The sequence below is a fragment of the Streptomyces tauricus genome (assembly GCF_014650955.1).
GTDB classification, from domain to species: Bacteria; Actinomycetota; Actinomycetes; order Streptomycetales; family Streptomycetaceae; genus Streptomyces; species Streptomyces tauricus.
The window spans coordinates 145,448-161,475 of record NZ_BMVY01000002.1; the positions used below are offsets into that span (position 1 = coordinate 145,448).

The window sequence follows — 16,028 nt, forward strand, 5'->3', positions numbered from 1 at the left end:
GGACAGAAGGACATACAACACAAGATGCGAATATATGCACGCAACAGCCCGCTTCTATCCCTGTGCGATGGCGACGCCGACCGATCCCGATCAAGTAGTTACGGCCCCCACCCCCCACCGCAGCCCCACCCCTTCCCCCCGGGACAGCAAAAAGCCCTTGGCCTACGGAGGTGCAGGCCAAGGGCGATTCGAAGCGGACCTACACGTTGAACCGGAACTCCACCACGTCCCCGTCCTGCATCACATAGTCCTTGCCCTCCATGCGCGCCTTGCCCTTGGCGCGGGCCTCGGCGACCGAGCCCGTTTCGACGAGGTCCTCGAAGGAGATGACCTCCGCCTTGATGAAGCCCTTCTGGAAGTCGGTGTGGATGACTCCGGCGGCCTCGGGGGCGGTGGCGCCCTTCTTGATGGTCCAGGCGCGGGATTCCTTCGGGCCTGCCGTGAGGTAGGTCTGCAGGCCGAGGGTGTTGAAGCCGACGTGCGCGAGCCGGGCGAGGCCGGGCTCCTCGACTCCGACCGACTGGAGGAGTTCCATGGCCTCCTCGTCGTCGAGTTCGGCGAGGTCCGACTCCAGTTTGGCGTTGAGGAAGATCGCCTCGGCGGGGGCGACCAGCGCGCTCTGCTCGGCCTTGAACGCGTCGTCGGTCAGTTCGTCCTCGTCGACGTTGAAGACGTACAGGAACGGCTTGACCGTGAGCAGGTGCAGGTCATGGAGCATGGCCTCCTGGTCCGAGCCCTGGGTGATACCCGCCGCGAACAGCGTCTGCCCCGCGTCCAGGATCTCCTTCGCCGCCTCGATCGCGGTCACCTTCGCCACGACGTCCTTCTTGATCCGCGACTCCCGCTGGAGGCGCGGCAGGACCTTCTCGATGGTCTGCAGGTCCGCGAGGATCAGCTCGGTGTTGATCGTCTCGATGTCGTCCTTCGGCGAGACCTTGCCGTCGACGTGCACGACGTTCTCGTCCTTGAAGGCACGGATGACCTGGCAGATCGCGTCCGACTCGCGGATGTTCGCGAGGAACTTGTTGCCCAGGCCCTCGCCCTCGCTCGCACCGCGCACGATGCCCGCGATGTCGACGAAGTCCACGGTGGCGGGCAGGATCTTCTGCGAGCCGAAGATCTCCGCCAGCTTGGTCAGCCGGTCGTCGGGGACACCGACCACGCCCACGTTCGGCTCGATCGTGGCGAACGGGTAGTTGGCCGCCAGCACGTCGTTCTTGGTCAGGGCGTTGAAAAGGGTCGACTTGCCGACATTCGGCAGACCGACGATTCCGATCGTGAGCGACACGTTGCGACTTCCCGTACGTGAGGGTGTGGGGCGATGACTGACGGCCGGGAGGGATGCTCGGGCCGATTCATCAGTCTACGGCGTGCGACGCCTCGCACCGGCGACGTATCGAACGCTTGGCCAAGCTCGGCCAAAGCGCGTGTCTAGGGGGTCATTCCGCACATAACCCGACCTAAGTTGTCCCAGTGGAGCAACACAGGACACGTCCTCCCCAGTCACAGCCGTCACGAGGTGGCACTCCCCTTCCCCCGCAGGCCGGGCGGGGCGGTGCCCGTACGACCCGGCAGGCCGGGGCCGGTGTCCCGCGTACCCGAACCCGTACCCGTACCGCACTGTCCGGCTCACCGCTCGTGCAGGCCGTACGCCGCTTTCCCAACCCCCGGCTCACCGGGCTGGGCAGCGGGCTGTTCTGCACCGCGTCGATGTTCGCGCTGGCCTGTCTGATCCAGCTGCTGTTCTCGGCGTCGATCGTCGTCTACGGAGTGCTGTTCCTGCCGGTCTGCGTGCTGACCGCGGTGTGGGTGCGGCGGGCCGATCTCGTCACCGCGGTCGTCGCCGTGCCGATCGCCTTCGCCGTCGGGCTGCTCCCGATCGCCGACAGCGACGGCGGCTTCGGCGGCCGGGTGATGGGCCTCGTCACCGCCCTCGCGATGCACGCCGGGTGGCTGTACGGGGGCACGCTGCTGGCCGGGGTCATCGTGACCGTCCGCAAGGCGCGGATGATGACCCGCAAGGCCGCACAGCGACGCCGGACGGTCTGAGCGCCCGGCGAGGCGATCAGACTGCCCGGCGAGGCGACCCCTCCGCCCGGCTGGGCGATCCCACCGCCCGGCTGGGCAATCCGACCGCACGGCTGGGCGACCCGACCGCACGGCTGGTTCGGGGTGACGAAGCTGCGGGCCGGTGGGGGCGCCGGCCGCGCAGTTCCCCCGCGCCCCTAGGCGGGGCAGGGCAGTGCGGGGCGCGTCGCCTCAGTCCGTCTGGGCCGCGCGCATCGCCGCGCCCACGATCCCCGCGTTGTTCTGCAGCTGCGCCGGCACGATCTCCGCCTTGATGCCCTCGATCAGCGGCAGGAACTTCTGCGCCTTGCGGCTGACTCCGCCGCCGATGATGAACAGCTCGGGCGAGAAGAGCATCTCCACATGGGCCAGGTACTTCTGGACGCGGTGCGCCCAGTGCTCCCAGGAGAGGTCGTGGTCCTCCTTGGCCTTCGTGGAGGCGTGCTTCTCGGCGTCGTGGCCGTTGAGCTCCAGGTGGCCCAGTTCCGTGTTCGGGACGAGGGTGCCGTTCACGAAGAGGGCGCTGCCGATCCCCGTACCGAACGTGAGGAGGAAGACCGTGCCCTTGCGGCCCTTGCCAGCGCCGAACTGCATCTCGGCGACGCCCGCCGCGTCCGCGTCGTTCAGGACGGTCACCGGCAGTCCGCCGAGGCGGTCGCCGAGCAGGGCGCGCGCGTCGGTGTCGATCCAGTCCTTGTCCACGTTGGCCGCCGTGCGGATGGTGGAGCCGCCGGTGACCACGCCCGGGAAGGTGATGCCGACCGGGCCCGTCCAGCCGAAGTGGCCGACGACCTCCTTCACGCCGTCCGCCACCGCGTCCGGTGTCGCCGGGTGCGGCGTGAGCACCTTGTAGCGCTCCTCCGCCAGGTCGCCCTTGTCCAGGTCCACGGGAGCGCCCTTGATCCCTGAACCGCCGATGTCCACACCGAAGATCTGCATGGCTCTACGCTACGTCGTACGACTGACAGTCACTCGCCCGAGGGGGTGTTTCCGGTGCGCTGCGCCACCAGGGCCGCCGCCTCCGCGCGCAGGTCGCGGCGCAGCTCCTTGGGCAGCGAGAACGTGATGGACTCCTCGGCGGCCTTGACGAGTTCGACGTCCTCGTAACCGTGGGTGGTCAGGTACTCCAGGACCTGCTCCACGAGGATCTCCGGCACCGAGGCCCCGGAGGTGACACCCACCGTCGAGACGCCCTCGAACCAGCTGTCGTCGATCTCGTCGGCGAAGTCCACGAGGTACGCCTCCCGCGCGCCCGCGAGCTTGGCGACCTCGACGAGCCGTACGGAGTTGGAGGAGTTGCGCGAGCCGACCACGATGACGAGCTCGGCCTGCTCGCCCATCTGCTTCACCGCGAGCTGGCGGTTCTGCGTGGCGTAGCAGATGTCGTCGCTCGGCGGGGAGATGAGCTGCGGGAACTTCTCCTTGAGGGCGTCCACCGTCTCCATGGTCTCGTCGACCGACAGCGTCGTCTGGGAGAGCCAGACGACCCGGGAGGGGTCGCGGACCTCGACCTTCGCCACGTCGCCGGGGCCGTCGACCAGCGTGATGTGGTCGGGCGCCTCGCCGGACGTGCCGATGACCTCCTCGTGGCCCTCGTGGCCGATGAGGAGGATGTCGTAGTCGTCGTCCGCGAACCGGACGGCTTCCTTGTGGACCTTGGTGACCAGCGGGCACGTCGCGTCGATGGTGGCGAGCTTCCCGGCCGCGGCCTCGTCGTGGACGACCGGGGCGACACCGTGCGCCGAGAACATGACGATGGACCCCTCGGGGACCTCCGCGGTGCGCTCGACGAAGATCGCGCCCTTCTTCTCCAGGGTCTGCACGACGTACTTGTTGTGGACGATCTCGTGGCGGACATAGATCGGGGCCCCGTACTGCTCCAGGGCTTTCTCGACGGCGATCACGGCACGGTCGACACCCGCGCAGTAGCCACGGGGGGCGGCGAGCAGGACACGGCGGCCAGTCGAAGCAGTCATGCCTCCCATCGTAAGGCCGCGCCCGACAGGTCAAAGATCGCGTCCGCGGGGAGACTGGTCGGGGGCCGGGGCGCTGGAGAGCTGGGAGGGGGCGCAGGAGGCACGACTCTCGGGAGGCATGGATGTCCGGTACGGATTCACCGGCCCGCACGGCTGACGGCGAACAGGGCCTGCGGCGCAGTCTCGGCTTCCGCGACCTGGTCGTGTACGGGCTGCTGTTCATCGCCCCCATGGCGCCGGTCGGTGTCTACGGGACCCTCGACGCCAGGTCGCACGGCGCGGTCGCCCTCGTCTACGTGGTCGCCACGGTCGCGATGGCGTTCACCGCGTTCAGTTACGCGCAGATGGTGCGGGTCGTCCCCCAGGCGGGTTCGGTGTTCGCCTACGCGCGCGTGGGGCTCGGAAAAGAGGCCGGGTTCATCGCCGGGTGGATGGCGATGCTGGACTACCTCCTCATCCCGGCGGTGGCGTACCTCTTCTCCGGCATCGCGATGAACTCCCTGGTCCCGGGCGTATCGCGCTGGGTGTGGACGGCGCTGGCGGTGGTCCTGACGACCCTGCTGAACCTGTGGGGCGTACGGGTCGCCGCGCGCGTGGGTTTCCTCGTGCTCGCGATGGAGATCGTGGTCCTCCTTGTCTTCTTCGTGTCGGCGATCGTCGTCCTCGCGCGCGACGGGGCGCAGCGGGGCTGGCTGTCGCCGTTCTCCGGGGACGGCTCTCAGGGGGCGTTCGCGCTGTCCGCGGTCCTCGGGGCGGTGTCGATCGCGGTCCTGTCGTATCTCGGCTTCGACGCGATCGCCTCCTTCGCCGAGGAGGTCACCGGCAGTTCGGAGAAGGTCGCGCGGGCGGTGCTGTTCTGTCTCGCCCTCGCCGGGGTGCTGTTCATCGCGCAGACGTACCTCGTCGCCCTGCTGGAGCCGCTGTCGTCGGCGCAGCTCGCCGACGAGCCGGGCAAGCAGGGATCCGCCTTCTACGACGCCGTGGACGCCTCCGTCGGCACGTGGCTGCACGATCTGGTGGCCGTCAGCAAGGCGATCGGGGCGGCGTTCGCGGCGTTGGCCGGGCAGGCGGCGGCCGGGCGGCTGCTGTTCGCGATGTCGCGGTCGCGGCGGCTGCCGCGGGCGCTGTCGAAGACGGACTCCGGGGTGCCGCGGGTCGCGCTGCTCTGCGCGGCCGTCGTCACGCTGGTGGCGGCGGTGTGGGCGGCGCGGCGCGACGACGGGATGGATCACCTGGTGTCGGTGGTCGACGTGGGGGCGCTGGCCGCGTTCACGTTGCTGCACGCGAGCGTGGTGGGGTGGTTCGCCGTGCGGCGGCGGGGGGTGGGTGGGGTGGTCGTGTGGTGGCGGCATGTGGTGGTGCCTGTGGTGGGGGCGGGGATCACTGTGCTGGTGATTTTTGAGGCGTCCGGGGCGGCGCAGGTGGTGGGGGGTGTGTGGTTCCTGGTGGGGGTTGTGGTGCTGGTGGCTCAGCGGGGGCGGGGGGCGGGGGTGGGGTGAGCTCGTGTGTTTTCTCGCCCCCGCCGCCCCTGCCCGTCCCGTCCCCTGGGGCTGCGCCCGTTGCCCCCCCCTTGAGCGGGCCGGGGGTGTGGGGTGGGGGCCGGCCCCGGCGGAGGCCGTTCGCGCCGTTCCCCGCGCCCCTGAAAAGCAGGGCTGCGCCCCGGCTTTCGCCTCCGCTCCGAGCCCTTCCGGGGGCGCGGGGTGCTGCGTGGGCAAACCCCGTCGGGCCGCGCGCGGGCGCAACCGGTCGTGGTGTCGGAGGCTGCGGCTACGCTCGGGTTCATGGCTCTCAATACGTCCGCCGACGCCCCCCTCCCCGTCGGCGAGGTGTCACGGCTCATCGGGGGATGGATCGACCGGCTGGGCGCCGTGTGGGTCGAGGGGCAGATCACCCAGCTGTCACGCCGCCCGGGCGCCGGAGTCGTCTTCCTGACCCTGCGCGACCCCTCGCACGACATCTCCGTGGGCGTGACCTGCTACCGGCAGGTGTTCGACGCCGTCGCCGACGTCGTGAGCGAGGGCGCCCGCGTCGTCGTCCACGCGAAACCCGAGTGGTACGCGCCGCGCGGGCAGCTGTCGCTGAGGGCCGTGGAGATCAAACCGGTGGGCGTCGGCGAACTGCTCGCCCGGCTGGAGCAGTTGAAGAAGTCCCTGGCCACGGAAGGGCTGTTCGCCGCCGAGCGCAAGAAGCCGCTCCCGTTCCTGCCCCAGCTCGTCGGTCTCGTCACCGGACGCGCCTCCGCCGCCGAGCGGGACGTCCTGGAGAACGCGCGCCACCGCTGGCCCGCCGTCCGCTTCGAGGTGCGCAATGTCGCCGTACAGGGCGTGCACGCGGTTCCGCAGGTCGTCCAGGCGGTGAAGGAGCTGGACGCGCTCGACGACGTCGATGTGATCATCGTGGCGCGCGGCGGCGGCAGCGTGGAGGACCTCCTCCCGTTCTCGGACGAGCAGCTCGTACGGGCGGTCGCGGCCTGCCGTACGCCTGTCGTGTCGGCCATCGGCCACGAGCCCGACAACCCGCTTCTGGACCACGTGGCCGACCTGCGCGCCTCCACCCCGACCGACGCCGCGAAGAAGGTCGTACCGGACGTCGGCGAGGAGTACGAACGGGTCCAGTTCCTGCGGGACCGTGCCCGTAGGTGCGTCGGGTCCTTCATCGAACGCGAGGAGCGGGGGCTCGCGCACGCGCTGGCCCGCCCCTCGATAGAGGATCCGCACCGGATGGTGGACGAGCGCGCCGACCACGTCGCCTCACTCCTGGACCGGGGCCGCCGCACGCTCGGCCATCTCCTCGACCGGGCCGACTCGGAGCTGACCCACACCCACGCGCGCGTGGTGGCCCTCTCCCCCGCCGCGACCCTGAAGCGCGGTTACGCGGTCCTGCAGAAGTCCGACGGCCACGCCGTACGCTCCCCGGACGAGGTGGCGGCGGACGAGAGTCTGCGGGCGCGGGTCGCCGAGGGCGAGTTCACGGTACGAGTCGATGTCTGAGGCAGACCCTAGGGTGGACGCATGACCAGCACGACCGGTACGGCCGGCAAGACGGACGAGGCGCTCGGGTACGAGCAGGCGCGGGACGAACTCATCGAGGTCGTACGCCGCCTGGAGACGGGCGGTACGACGCTTGAGGAGTCGCTCGCCCTGTGGGAGCGCGGCGAGGAGCTGGCCAAGGTGTGCCGCCGCTGGCTGGACGGGGCCCGCGCCCGCCTCGACGCGGCGCTGGCGGAGGAAGAGCAGGCCGGGGCGGCTGCGGACGCCGACTCTGGTTCCGGCTCCAACTCCAGCTCCGAGTAGACGCCGACTTCGAGTAGACGCCGACTTCGGGCGGACGCCGAACCGGGCAGACGGAGCCTCATCCCGAGGTAATTGGTCTGGCCATGCAGTCTGTGAAGCGGATCACGCCGGTCCAGTTTTGGTTGAACATTAAACCTAACCGGCGTAGCGTCGTACCCGCCAGCCGATCCCCCGGGATCCGACGCACGCTTCGAGAAGGTTTTGTTCATGTCTCTCGTTCTTGACCCCGCCGCCCAGGACCTGCTGTTCCGTGAGGCCCGCACCGCCAACGCCTTCACCGACGAGCCGGTGACCGACGAGCAGGTGCAGGCGATCTACGACCTGGTCAAGTACGGCCCGACCGCCTTCAACCAGTCGCCGCTGCGCATCACCCTGGTCCGCTCCCCCGAGGCCCGCGAGCGCCTGGTGCAGCACATGGCCGAGGGCAACCAGCCCAAGACGGCCAGTGCCCCGCTGGTCGCGATCCTCTCCGCGGACAACGAGTTCCACGAGGAGCTGCCGGCCCTTCTCCCGCACTTCCCGCAGGCCAAGGACCTCTTCTTCGCCGAGCGCCCGGCCCGTGAGGGTGCCGCCGCACTCAACGCCGCGCTGCAGGCCGCGTACTTCATCATCGGTGTCCGTGCCGCCGGCCTGGCCGCCGGTCCGATGACGGGCTTCGACTTCGCGGGCGTCCAGAAGGAGTTCCTCGACGGCGACCACACCCCGCTGATGGTGGTCAACATCGGCCGGCCCGCCGAGGACGCCTGGTTCCCGCGCTCCCCGCGCCTTGAGGCCGACCAGGTCATCACGACGGTCTGAGCCGGACGGGCCCCCGAACGGGACCCGGACAAGACCGGACAAGACCCGGACGTGACCCGAGACATGCGAGAGGCCCCCAGCGATGCCGCCGGGGGCCTCTCGCATGTCTTCCTGCGCTCACGACGTCCTGAGCGACTCCGCCATCTTCGTCAGCTTCGCGAACGACGCCGTGCCGGTGACCACGGTCGTGGAGTTCTTCTCCCGGAGCACGAGGGCGTCGTACTTCCCGCCCTTGTACCGCTTCCAGGACTTCTCGCCGATGCGCTGCGTGACGTTCGTCTCCTGGGCGCCCTGACTGGCGTCCTCGATGAACGTGACGGGCTTCTGAGTGGACTGCTCGATCGCCACGTACTCCCCGTCGGGGTCGTGGAAGCCGAGGTGCCACGCGTCGAAGTCGTCGCCGCGGAACCGCACCGAGGTCGCCTTCCACTCCGCGGACAGACCCTCGGGCGCCGCCACCGGATACGTGGCCGCACGGCGTGCCGTGAGGAGCTCCACGCGGTAGTCGACCCGTTCAAGAGGGGGCTCCGAGTCGTCCTTCGGAATGAAGACGTAGATGAAACCCGCGACGATGCCGATCAGGCCCAGGGACAGCACCATGTCCCGGACCGACTGCTTGCCTTTTCTGCCTGCCACTCCCCCATCGTCGCAGGTGTACTGCCCCGCTCATCCGTGGGGCCCCCTGCTCATTTTGTCGGACTGAGGATAGAGTCGGCCCGAACCCTCATCCGGCCGTCGCCGTATCAGAAAGGTGCGCTCCGATGACCGAGCATCACTTGCCGTCCGAACTAGAGGTCCCCTCCGAGGCCCCCGACCGCAACCTCGCCCTTGAGCTCGTCCGGGTCACCGAGGCCGCCGCGATGGCCGCGGGCCGCTGGGTCGGCCGCGGCGACAAGAACGGCGCCGACGGCGCGGCCGTCCGGGCCATGCGGACCCTCGTCTCCACCGTCTCGATGAACGGCGTCGTCGTCATCGGGGAGGGCGAGAAGGACGAGGCCCCGATGCTCTTCAACGGGGAGAACGTCGGCGACGGGACGGGTCCCGCGTGCGACATCGCCGTCGACCCGATCGACGGGACGACCCTCGCCGCGGCGGGCATGACCAACGCGATCGCCGTGCTGGCCGCCGCCGACCGGGGCACCATGTTCGACCCGTCCGCGGTCTTCTACATGGACAAGCTGGTCACCGGGCCCGAGGCCGCCGACTTCGTCGACATCAACGCCCCGGTGTCCGTGAACATCCGCCGGGTCGCGAAGGCCAAGCGCGTCACGCCCGAGGACGTCACGGTCGTCATCCTCGACCGGCCGCGGCACGACGGCATCATCAAGGAGATCCGGGAGACCGGCGCGCGCATCAAGCTCATCTCCGACGGTGACGTCGCGGGCTCGATCCTGGCGCTGCGCGAGGGCACGGGCATCGACCTGCTGCTCGGCATCGGCGGTACGCCCGAGGGCATCATCTCGGCCTGTGCCGTGAAGTGCCTCGGCGGCACCATCCAGGGCAAGTTGTGGCCCAAGGACGACGAGGAACGGGCGCGCGCCGTGGATGCGGGGCACGACCTGGACCGGGTGCTGCTCACGGATGACCTGGTGTCCGGGGAGAACGTGTTCTTCGTGGCGACGGGGATCACCGACGGCGAGTTGCTGCGGGGGGTTCGGTACCGGCCCGAGACCGCCACGACCGACTCGATCGTGATGCGGTCGAAGTCGGGGACGGTTCGGCAGATCAGCTCCGAGCACCGGTTGGCGAAGCTGCGGGCGTACAGCGCGATCGACTTCGACCGCGCGAAGTAGGTCGCCGTTCGGGCGGGCGGGCGGGCGATGCGGACCGACCGTGGGTGGCTGCGGGTCCGTCGTGGCCGGCCGCGCGGTTCCCCGCGCCCCTGACGGGGCGCGTTGTCGACCAGGCGCGGTCCTCGCGGAGGGTGCGCTCGGCGGAGGCCCGTGACCGGGCGGAGGTTTTCGGTGGTGGGGCGGCCCTTGTGCTGAGGGGCGCCCCGTCTCCCGTACCGGGCTGCCGGACTGCCGTGTCGGGTTGCCGGGGTGGGTTGCCGGAGCGGGCTAGCCTGCCGCGGCTATCGGGCCCGGGGTGCGGGTCGTTTTCTGGAGGTCCAGGTCGCGGCGGCGGCGTCGGGCGAGGACCACACGGCGCTCGGCGGCGGTGAGGCCGCCCCAGACGCCGTACGGCTCGGGTTGCAGCAGTGCGTGTTCCCGGCACTCGATCATCACCGGACAGCGCGCGCAGACCCGCTTCGCCGCTTCCTCGCGGGACAGCCGGGCCGCGGTGGGCTCCTTCGAGGGTGCGAAGAACAGCCCGGCCTCGTCGCGGCGGCACACGGCCTCCGTGTGCCAGGGGGCGTCCTGGTCCCTCTCGCGCACCGGCACCGGCTGGGGCGGAACGGCAGCGACCTGCAGGGACTGATGCGGCGGATGCAGCACGGTCTACTCCTGACGACGGCTTCGCGAGCGAGAGACGATGCAGCAAGGCCTACCCGCTGTACGCGCGCCTATGCACTCAGTTCGCAAGCGCGGGAGATCCCGTCCGGCACCGGGCCGGGCGCGGGGCCCCGCCCTGGACCGCGTCCTTCCGGTCTTCGTGGGTTCGCGTGTATTCGCGACCGTCAATGCCCCAGATGTTTGCGCAACTTGGCGTTCACCTTGTCGGTGACCCGGTCGAGGATGTCCTCGATCAGCTTGCCCCGCTTGGGCTTCGCCTCGATGCTCCCCAGCACGGCCAGCCCGTCCACGTACACCACGGGGGCGTCCTGTTCGCCCGAGTCCAGTGTGTCCACCTCGAAGCTGCCGAGGACTCCACCGCCGCTGCCGCGCAGCGACACGTTCTCCGGGACGCGGACCTCGACGCTGCCGAACACCGATATCGCCTTGATCACGACCTGTTGGTGCTCGAAGATCGCCTCGCTGAGGTCTATCTCCACGCTGCCGAAGATCGCGTACGCGTGCGTGCGGCGGCCCACGCGCCAGCGGCCCCTGCGCACGGCCCCGCTGAACACCGCCACCACGTTCTCGTCGGCGACCGGCGGGATCGCGCCCGGGGCGGGCCGGCTGGGGGCCGCCGCGAACGCGGCCGACGGGCGCGGGCGGTGGGCCGCGGGCAGGTCCCGCACCAGCGGTTCCAGTTCGCCCACGGTCTTCGCGCGGAAGACCTCCTCGACCCGCTCCGCGTGCTCGTCCGCGGTGAGGCGGCCCTCGGCGTGGGCGTCGCGCAGCATGTCCGCGATCCGGTCGCGGTCCGCGTCGGACGCACGGAGGTCGGTGTGCTTCCGAAGGTCGGTCTCGGTGTGCTTCTGAAGGTCCACGGCAGCAGCGTACCCAAACGCGATAGATCGCGACTAGAGGGTGTGGACGTCGGGTGTGGACGGGTGTGGATGACCTACTGAGCCTTACCTCACAAGCTCGATGTCCGAGGCAGGTTCTACGCTGGTGGGCGCGCCGCCAACGGAGGCCGGCCACTGTCTGTCGATGAAGGATGCGGCGAGATGCCTGAGTTCGCGTACACCGATCTGCTCCCCCAGGGAGAGGACACCACCCCGTACCGGCTGGTGACCTCCGAGGGTGTGTCCACCTTCGAGGCCGACGGGCGCACGTTCCTCAAGGTGGAGCCGGAGGCGCTGCGTACGCTCGCCGCCGAGGCGATCCACGACATCCAGCACTATCTGCGGCCCGCGCACCTCGCTCAGCTGCGGCGCATCATCGACGACCCCGAGGCGTCGAGCAACGACAAGTTCGTCGCGCTGGACCTCCTGAAGAACGCGAACATCGCGGCCGCCGGCGTGCTGCCCATGTGCCAGGACACCGGCACGGCGATCGTGATGGGCAAGCGCGGCCAGAACGTGCTCACCGAGGGCGGTGACGAGGCGGCCCTGTCCCGCGGCATCTACGACGCGTACCAGAACCTGAACCTGCGCTACTCGCAGATGGCCCCGCTGACCATGTGGGACGAGAAGAACACCGGCTCGAACCTGCCCGCCCAGATCGAGCTGTACGCGGCCGACGGCGGCGCCTACAAGTTCCTCTTCATGGCCAAGGGCGGCGGCTCGGCCAACAAGTCGTTCCTCTACCAGGAGACGAAGGCCGTCCTGAACGAGGCCTCCATGATGAAGTTCCTGGAGGAGAAGATCCGCTCGCTGGGCACGGCCGCCTGCCCGCCGTACCACCTGGCGATCGTCGTCGGCGGGACGAGCGCGGAGTACGCGCTGAAGACCGCGAAGTACGCCTCCGCGCACTACCTGGACGAGATCCCGGACGAGGGGTCCGCGCTCGGCCACGGCTTCCGGGACAAGGACCTGGAGGAGAAGGTCTTCGAGCTGACGCAGAAGATCGGGATCGGCGCGCAGTTCGGCGGCAAGTACTTCTGCCACGACGTGCGCGTGGTGCGGCTGCCCCGGCACGGCGCGTCCTGCCCGGTCGCCATCGCCGTGTCCTGCTCGGCCGACCGCCAGGCCGTCGCGAAGATCACCGCGGAGGGCGTCTTCCTGGAGCAGCTGGAGACGGACCCGGCGCGGTTCCTGCCCGACACGACGGACGAGCACCTGGACGAGGCCGGTGACGTCGTGCGCATCGACCTGAACCGGCCGATGGACGACATCCTCGCCGAGCTGACGAAGTACCCGGTGAAAACCCGGCTGTCGCTCTCCGGGCCGCTCGTCGTGGCGCGTGACATCGCGCACGCGAAGATCAAGGAGCGGCTGGACGCGGGTGAGGAGATGCCGCAGTACCTGAAGGACCACCCCGTGTACTACGCCGGGCCCGCCAAGACCCCCGAGGGGTACGCGTCCGGGTCGTTCGGGCCGACCACGGCCGGGCGCATGGACTCGTACGTGGAGCAGTTCCAGGCGGCGGGTGGGTCGCGGGTGATGCTGGCGAAGGGGAACCGGTCGCAGCAGGTCACTGACGCGTGTGGTGCGCACGGGGGGTTCTACCTGGGGTCCATCGGTGGGCCCGCGGCCCGGCTCGCGCAGGACTGCATCAAGAAGGTCGAGGTCGTCGAGTACGAGGAGCTGGGGATGGAGGCGGTCTGGAAGATCGAGGTGGAGGACTTCCCCGCGTTCGTCGTGGTCGACGACAAGGGCAACGACTTCTTCAAGGACCCGGCCCCGGCACCGACGTTCACGTCCATCCCGGTACGGGGTCCTGGGCTGTAACTTTTCTCGCCCCCGCCGCCCCTACCCGTTCCCGTCACTGACTCAGGGGCTCCGCCCCCGAACCCCCGGTCCTCAAACGCCGGACGGGCTGATCCTTTAGCCCGTCCGGCGTTTGAGGACGAGCGCGCAGCGCGATACGGGGGGCGAGGGGGCGCAGCCCCCATGCGTGGGTGGGAATGGGTAGGGGCGGCGGGGGCGATATACCTGCTATGACCGACTACCGCATCGAACACGACTCCATGGGCGAGGTCCGCGTCCCCGCGGACGCGAAGTGGCGGGCCCAGACCCAGCGCGCCGTCGAGAACTTCCCCATCTCCGGGCAGCGGATCGAGCGCGCCCACATCGAGGCCCTGGCCCGGATCAAGGCGGCCGCGGCCAAGGTGAACGCCGATCTCGGTGTGCTGGACAAGGACGTCGCGGAGGCCATCCAGGAGGCGGCGGGCGAGGTCGCGGACGGAAAGTGGGACGAGCAGTTCCCCGTGGACGTCTTCCAGACGGGTTCCGGGACCTCGTCCAACATGAACACCAACGAGGTGCTGGCCACGCTGGCGACGGAACGGCTCGGCAGGGACGTACACCCGAACGACCACGTCAACGCCTCGCAGTCCAGCAACGACGTCTTCCCGTCCTCGATCCACATCGCCGCGACCGCCGCCGTCACCCGTGATCTCATCCCCGCCCTGGACCATCTCGCCGCGTCGCTGAGCCGCAAGTCCGAGGAGTTCGCCGATGTGGTGAAGTCGGGGCGGACCCATCTCATGGACGCCACGCCGGTGACCCTCGGCCAGGAGTTCGGCGGGTACGCGGCCCAGGTGCGGTACGGGATCGAGCGGCTGGAGGCCTCGCTGCCGCGGCTTGCCGAGCTGCCGCTCGGCGGGACCGCCGTCGGGACCGGGATCAACACACCTCCCGGGTTCTCCGCCGCCGTCATCGCCGAGGTCGCGCGGACCACCGGGCTGCCGCTCACCGAGGCGCGCGACCACTTCGAGGCGCAGGGCGCGCGGGACGGGATCGTCGAGACCAGCGGGCAGCTGCGGACCATCGCCGTGGGTCTCACGAAGATCGCGAACGATCTGCGGTGGATGGCCTCCGGGCCGCGTACGGGTCTCGCGGAGATCAATCTGCCCGATCTGCAGCCGGGGTCGTCGATCATGCCCGGCAAGGTGAACCCCGTCATCCCCGAGGCCGTGCTCATGGTGGCCGCACAGGTGACCGGCAACGACGCCACGATCGGCGTCGCCGGAGCCTCCGGCAACTTCGAGCTCAACGTCATGCTCCCCGTCATCGGGAAGAACGTCCTGGAGTCGGTCCGGCTGCTCGCCAACGTCTCCCGGCTGCTCGCCGACCGGACCGTCGACGGCATCACGGCCAACCGCGAGCGGGCCCGTGAGTACGCCGAGTCGTCACCGTCGGTCGTGACACCGCTGAACAAGTACATCGGGTACGAGGAGGCCGCCAAGGTCGCCAAGAAGGCCCTGGCCGAGCGGAGGACCATCCGCGAGGTCGTCCTGGAGTCGGGGTACGTCGAGCGCGGCGACCTCACCCGGGAGCAGCTGGACGAGGCCCTGGATGTCCTGCGGATGACACGGCCGTAACGTCGGTCGGCCATCGGGCGAACCATGGCGCTTACCGCAGCGTCGTATGCCTCGGGCACCTAATATCTGTTCATGGCAGAGGGTGAAGCGGTGACACATGTGGAAGCGGGCGGTTCGGCGGCGTACTGGAACCCCGGGAGTCAGATCCTGTGGCGTTACCGGGAGAACGCCGGCGACCGCATCCACATCGCGCGTCCCGTGACCGTCGTGCGGGACGACAGCGAGATCCTCGCCGTGTGGCTGGCACCGGGGACGGAGTGCGTCAAGCCCGTCCTCACGGACGGCACCCCGGTGCACGCGGAGCCGCTGGAGTCCCGCTACACCAGGCCGCGGACCGTGCAGCGCGACCGCTGGTTCGGCACGGGCGTCCTCAAGCTGGCGCGGCCCGGCGAGCCCTGGTCGGTGTGGCTGTTCTGGGAGCCGGGCTGGCAGTTCAAGAACTGGTATGTCAACTTGGAGGAACCGCTGGCCAGATGGGCCGGCGGGGTCGACTCCGAGGACCACTTCCTGGACATCTCGGTGCATCCGGACCGGACGTGGGGCTGGCGCGACGAGGACGAGTTCGCGCAGGCCCAGCGGGACGGCCTGATGGACGAACGGCTGGCAGCGCGCGTCGGCGAGGCCGGGCGCGCCGCGGTGGAGGTGATCCGCCGCTGGGGCCCGCCGTTCTCGGACGGCTGGCAGCACTGGCGCCCCGATCCTGCCTGGTCCGTACCGGCGCTGCCCGACGACTGGGATCGCACGCCCGCGCACGTGTCCACATGAGACCCTTGATGCGCCCCCGTGGTAGAACCGTAGGATCGTCCTCCGCAACGGAAAGAACGAACAGTCAGGGTCGGTGCGCGACACCGTCGTTGAGGAGTGGTGGTCGGGTGGCGCGCGGGTGCGCTACGGCAACTCCCGCACAAAACGCTGGGCTTGACCGAACGTCACCGAGGGGCGGCAGGACGTGAGCGTGGGGTACAAGGGTCACAGCGGTACGACCCGGAGCCGGCGAATCAGGCTGTTCCCGCCGGTGTCCGAAGGTCATTCTTCTGAGAGGCTGTCTGATCACGCGGGGATTCCGTTCCTGGGGCACGCATTCCGGGTATCGGGCTCTCTGCGGGACGAACTGCACGCACGGCGCGCAGCACCGGAC

General features: G+C 69.8%; 15 protein-coding genes. 9 read left to right on the plus strand and 6 right to left on the minus strand.

Annotation, left to right across the window (positions count from 1 at the left end):
- Positions 1-199: 199 nt before the first annotated feature.
- A complete protein-coding gene (gene ychF, locus IE278_RS05305) occupies positions 200-1,288 on the minus strand; it encodes a redox-regulated ATPase YchF (protein ID WP_189769297.1) in 1,089 nt (362 codons plus the stop codon).
- 350 nt (positions 1,289-1,638) lie between these two features.
- On the opposite strand from ychF, the gene IE278_RS05310 reads away from it, so the two are divergent.
- Positions 1,639-2,049 carry a DUF6542 domain-containing protein gene (locus tag IE278_RS05310; RefSeq protein ID WP_308434876.1) on the plus strand — a complete coding sequence of 137 codons (411 nt, stop codon included), beginning with the start codon at positions 1,639-1,641 and terminating at the stop codon, positions 2,047-2,049.
- A 210-nt stretch (positions 2,050-2,259) separates the two neighbouring features.
- Here IE278_RS05310 and ppgK read toward each other — a convergent pair whose 3' ends face one another.
- Positions 2,260-3,006: a polyphosphate--glucose phosphotransferase gene (gene ppgK, locus IE278_RS05315; protein ID WP_189769301.1), complete on the minus strand. Its 747-nt coding sequence runs from the start codon at positions 3,004-3,006 to the stop codon at positions 2,260-2,262.
- 29 nt (positions 3,007-3,035) lie between these two features.
- Entirely contained in the window at positions 3,036-4,052 is a 1,017-nt protein-coding gene (locus IE278_RS05320; RefSeq protein WP_189769304.1) for a 4-hydroxy-3-methylbut-2-enyl diphosphate reductase, read from the minus strand.
- 113 nt (positions 4,053-4,165) lie between these two features.
- Between IE278_RS05320 and IE278_RS05325 the strand changes: the two genes are divergently transcribed.
- The 4 genes from IE278_RS05325 to IE278_RS05340 all read left to right on the plus strand — a co-directional run bounded on the left by IE278_RS05325 (position 4,166) and on the right by IE278_RS05340 (position 8,134).
- Positions 4,166-5,542 carry an APC family permease gene (locus tag IE278_RS05325; RefSeq protein WP_189769306.1) on the plus strand — a complete coding sequence of 459 codons (1,377 nt, stop codon included), beginning with the start codon at positions 4,166-4,168 and terminating at the stop codon, positions 5,540-5,542.
- Between the two features lie 282 nt (positions 5,543-5,824).
- Positions 5,825-7,033 (plus strand): exodeoxyribonuclease VII large subunit, encoded by a 1,209-nt coding sequence (gene xseA / locus IE278_RS05330; RefSeq protein ID WP_189769308.1) that lies wholly within the window; start codon positions 5,825-5,827, stop codon positions 7,031-7,033.
- A 21-nt stretch (positions 7,034-7,054) separates the two neighbouring features.
- Positions 7,055-7,336 (plus strand): exodeoxyribonuclease VII small subunit, encoded by a 282-nt coding sequence (locus IE278_RS05335; protein WP_189769310.1) that lies wholly within the window; start codon positions 7,055-7,057, stop codon positions 7,334-7,336.
- A 207-nt stretch (positions 7,337-7,543) separates the two neighbouring features.
- The gene (locus IE278_RS05340; RefSeq protein WP_189769313.1) at positions 7,544-8,134 is read left to right on the plus strand and encodes a malonic semialdehyde reductase; all 591 of its coding nucleotides are present in this window, start codon (positions 7,544-7,546) and stop codon (positions 8,132-8,134) included.
- 117 nt (positions 8,135-8,251) lie between these two features.
- Here the strand turns inward: IE278_RS05340 and IE278_RS05345 are convergent, their stop codons facing one another.
- Positions 8,252-8,770 (minus strand): DUF4245 domain-containing protein, encoded by a 519-nt coding sequence (locus IE278_RS05345; RefSeq protein ID WP_189769315.1) that lies wholly within the window; start codon positions 8,768-8,770, stop codon positions 8,252-8,254.
- A 125-nt stretch (positions 8,771-8,895) separates the two neighbouring features.
- On the opposite strand from IE278_RS05345, the gene glpX reads away from it, so the two are divergent.
- Positions 8,896-9,927, plus strand: a complete 1,032-nt coding sequence (glpX, locus tag IE278_RS05350; RefSeq protein ID WP_107020245.1) for a class II fructose-bisphosphatase — start codon at positions 8,896-8,898, stop codon at positions 9,925-9,927.
- A 267-nt stretch (positions 9,928-10,194) separates the two neighbouring features.
- On the opposite strand, the gene IE278_RS05355 is transcribed toward glpX, so the two are convergent.
- Together IE278_RS05355 and IE278_RS05360 are read right to left on the minus strand one after the other, a co-directional pair.
- Positions 10,195-10,572 carry a WhiB family transcriptional regulator gene (locus IE278_RS05355; protein WP_189769317.1) on the minus strand — a complete coding sequence of 126 codons (378 nt, stop codon included), beginning with the start codon at positions 10,570-10,572 and terminating at the stop codon, positions 10,195-10,197.
- A 182-nt stretch (positions 10,573-10,754) separates the two neighbouring features.
- Positions 10,755-11,450 carry a DUF1707 SHOCT-like domain-containing protein gene (locus tag IE278_RS05360; RefSeq protein ID WP_189769318.1) on the minus strand — a complete coding sequence of 232 codons (696 nt, stop codon included), beginning with the start codon at positions 11,448-11,450 and terminating at the stop codon, positions 10,755-10,757.
- A gap of 180 nt (positions 11,451-11,630) precedes the next feature.
- Between IE278_RS05360 and IE278_RS05365 the strand changes: the two genes are divergently transcribed.
- From IE278_RS05365 to fomD, 3 genes are all read left to right on the plus strand, one after another.
- A complete protein-coding gene (locus IE278_RS05365) occupies positions 11,631-13,295 on the plus strand; it encodes a fumarate hydratase (RefSeq protein ID WP_189769319.1) in 1,665 nt (554 codons plus the stop codon).
- A 209-nt stretch (positions 13,296-13,504) separates the two neighbouring features.
- Complete coding sequence (locus IE278_RS05370; RefSeq protein ID WP_189769320.1) at positions 13,505-14,890, plus strand: class II fumarate hydratase; 1,386 nt, start codon at positions 13,505-13,507, stop codon at positions 14,888-14,890.
- Positions 14,891-14,962: 72 nt separating this feature from the next.
- Positions 14,963-15,655 (plus strand): cytidylyl-2-hydroxypropylphosphonate hydrolase, encoded by a 693-nt coding sequence (gene fomD, locus IE278_RS05375; protein ID WP_189769321.1) that lies wholly within the window; start codon positions 14,963-14,965, stop codon positions 15,653-15,655.
- Positions 15,656-16,028: the final 373 nt, after the last annotated feature.

Coding starts and splice junctions, on each gene's coding strand:
- ppgK (WP_189769301.1), bottom strand. CDS start 3,006: ATGCAGATCTTCGGTGTGGACATCGGCGGTTCAGGGATCAAGGGCGCT.
- IE278_RS05320 (WP_189769304.1), bottom strand. CDS start 4,052: ATGGGAGGCATGACTGCTTCGACTGGCCGCCGTGTCCTGCTCGCCGCC.
- IE278_RS05325 (WP_189769306.1), top strand. CDS start 4,166: ATGTCCGGTACGGATTCACCGGCCCGCACGGCTGACGGCGAACAGGGC.
- xseA (WP_189769308.1), top strand. CDS start 5,825: ATGGCTCTCAATACGTCCGCCGACGCCCCCCTCCCCGTCGGCGAGGTG.
- IE278_RS05335 (WP_189769310.1), top strand. CDS start 7,055: ATGACCAGCACGACCGGTACGGCCGGCAAGACGGACGAGGCGCTCGGG.
- IE278_RS05340 (WP_189769313.1), top strand. CDS start 7,544: ATGTCTCTCGTTCTTGACCCCGCCGCCCAGGACCTGCTGTTCCGTGAG.
- glpX (WP_107020245.1), top strand. CDS start 8,896: ATGACCGAGCATCACTTGCCGTCCGAACTAGAGGTCCCCTCCGAGGCC.
- IE278_RS05365 (WP_189769319.1), top strand. CDS start 11,631: ATGCCTGAGTTCGCGTACACCGATCTGCTCCCCCAGGGAGAGGACACC.
- IE278_RS05370 (WP_189769320.1), top strand. CDS start 13,505: ATGACCGACTACCGCATCGAACACGACTCCATGGGCGAGGTCCGCGTC.
- fomD (WP_189769321.1), top strand. CDS start 14,963: ATGGCAGAGGGTGAAGCGGTGACACATGTGGAAGCGGGCGGTTCGGCG.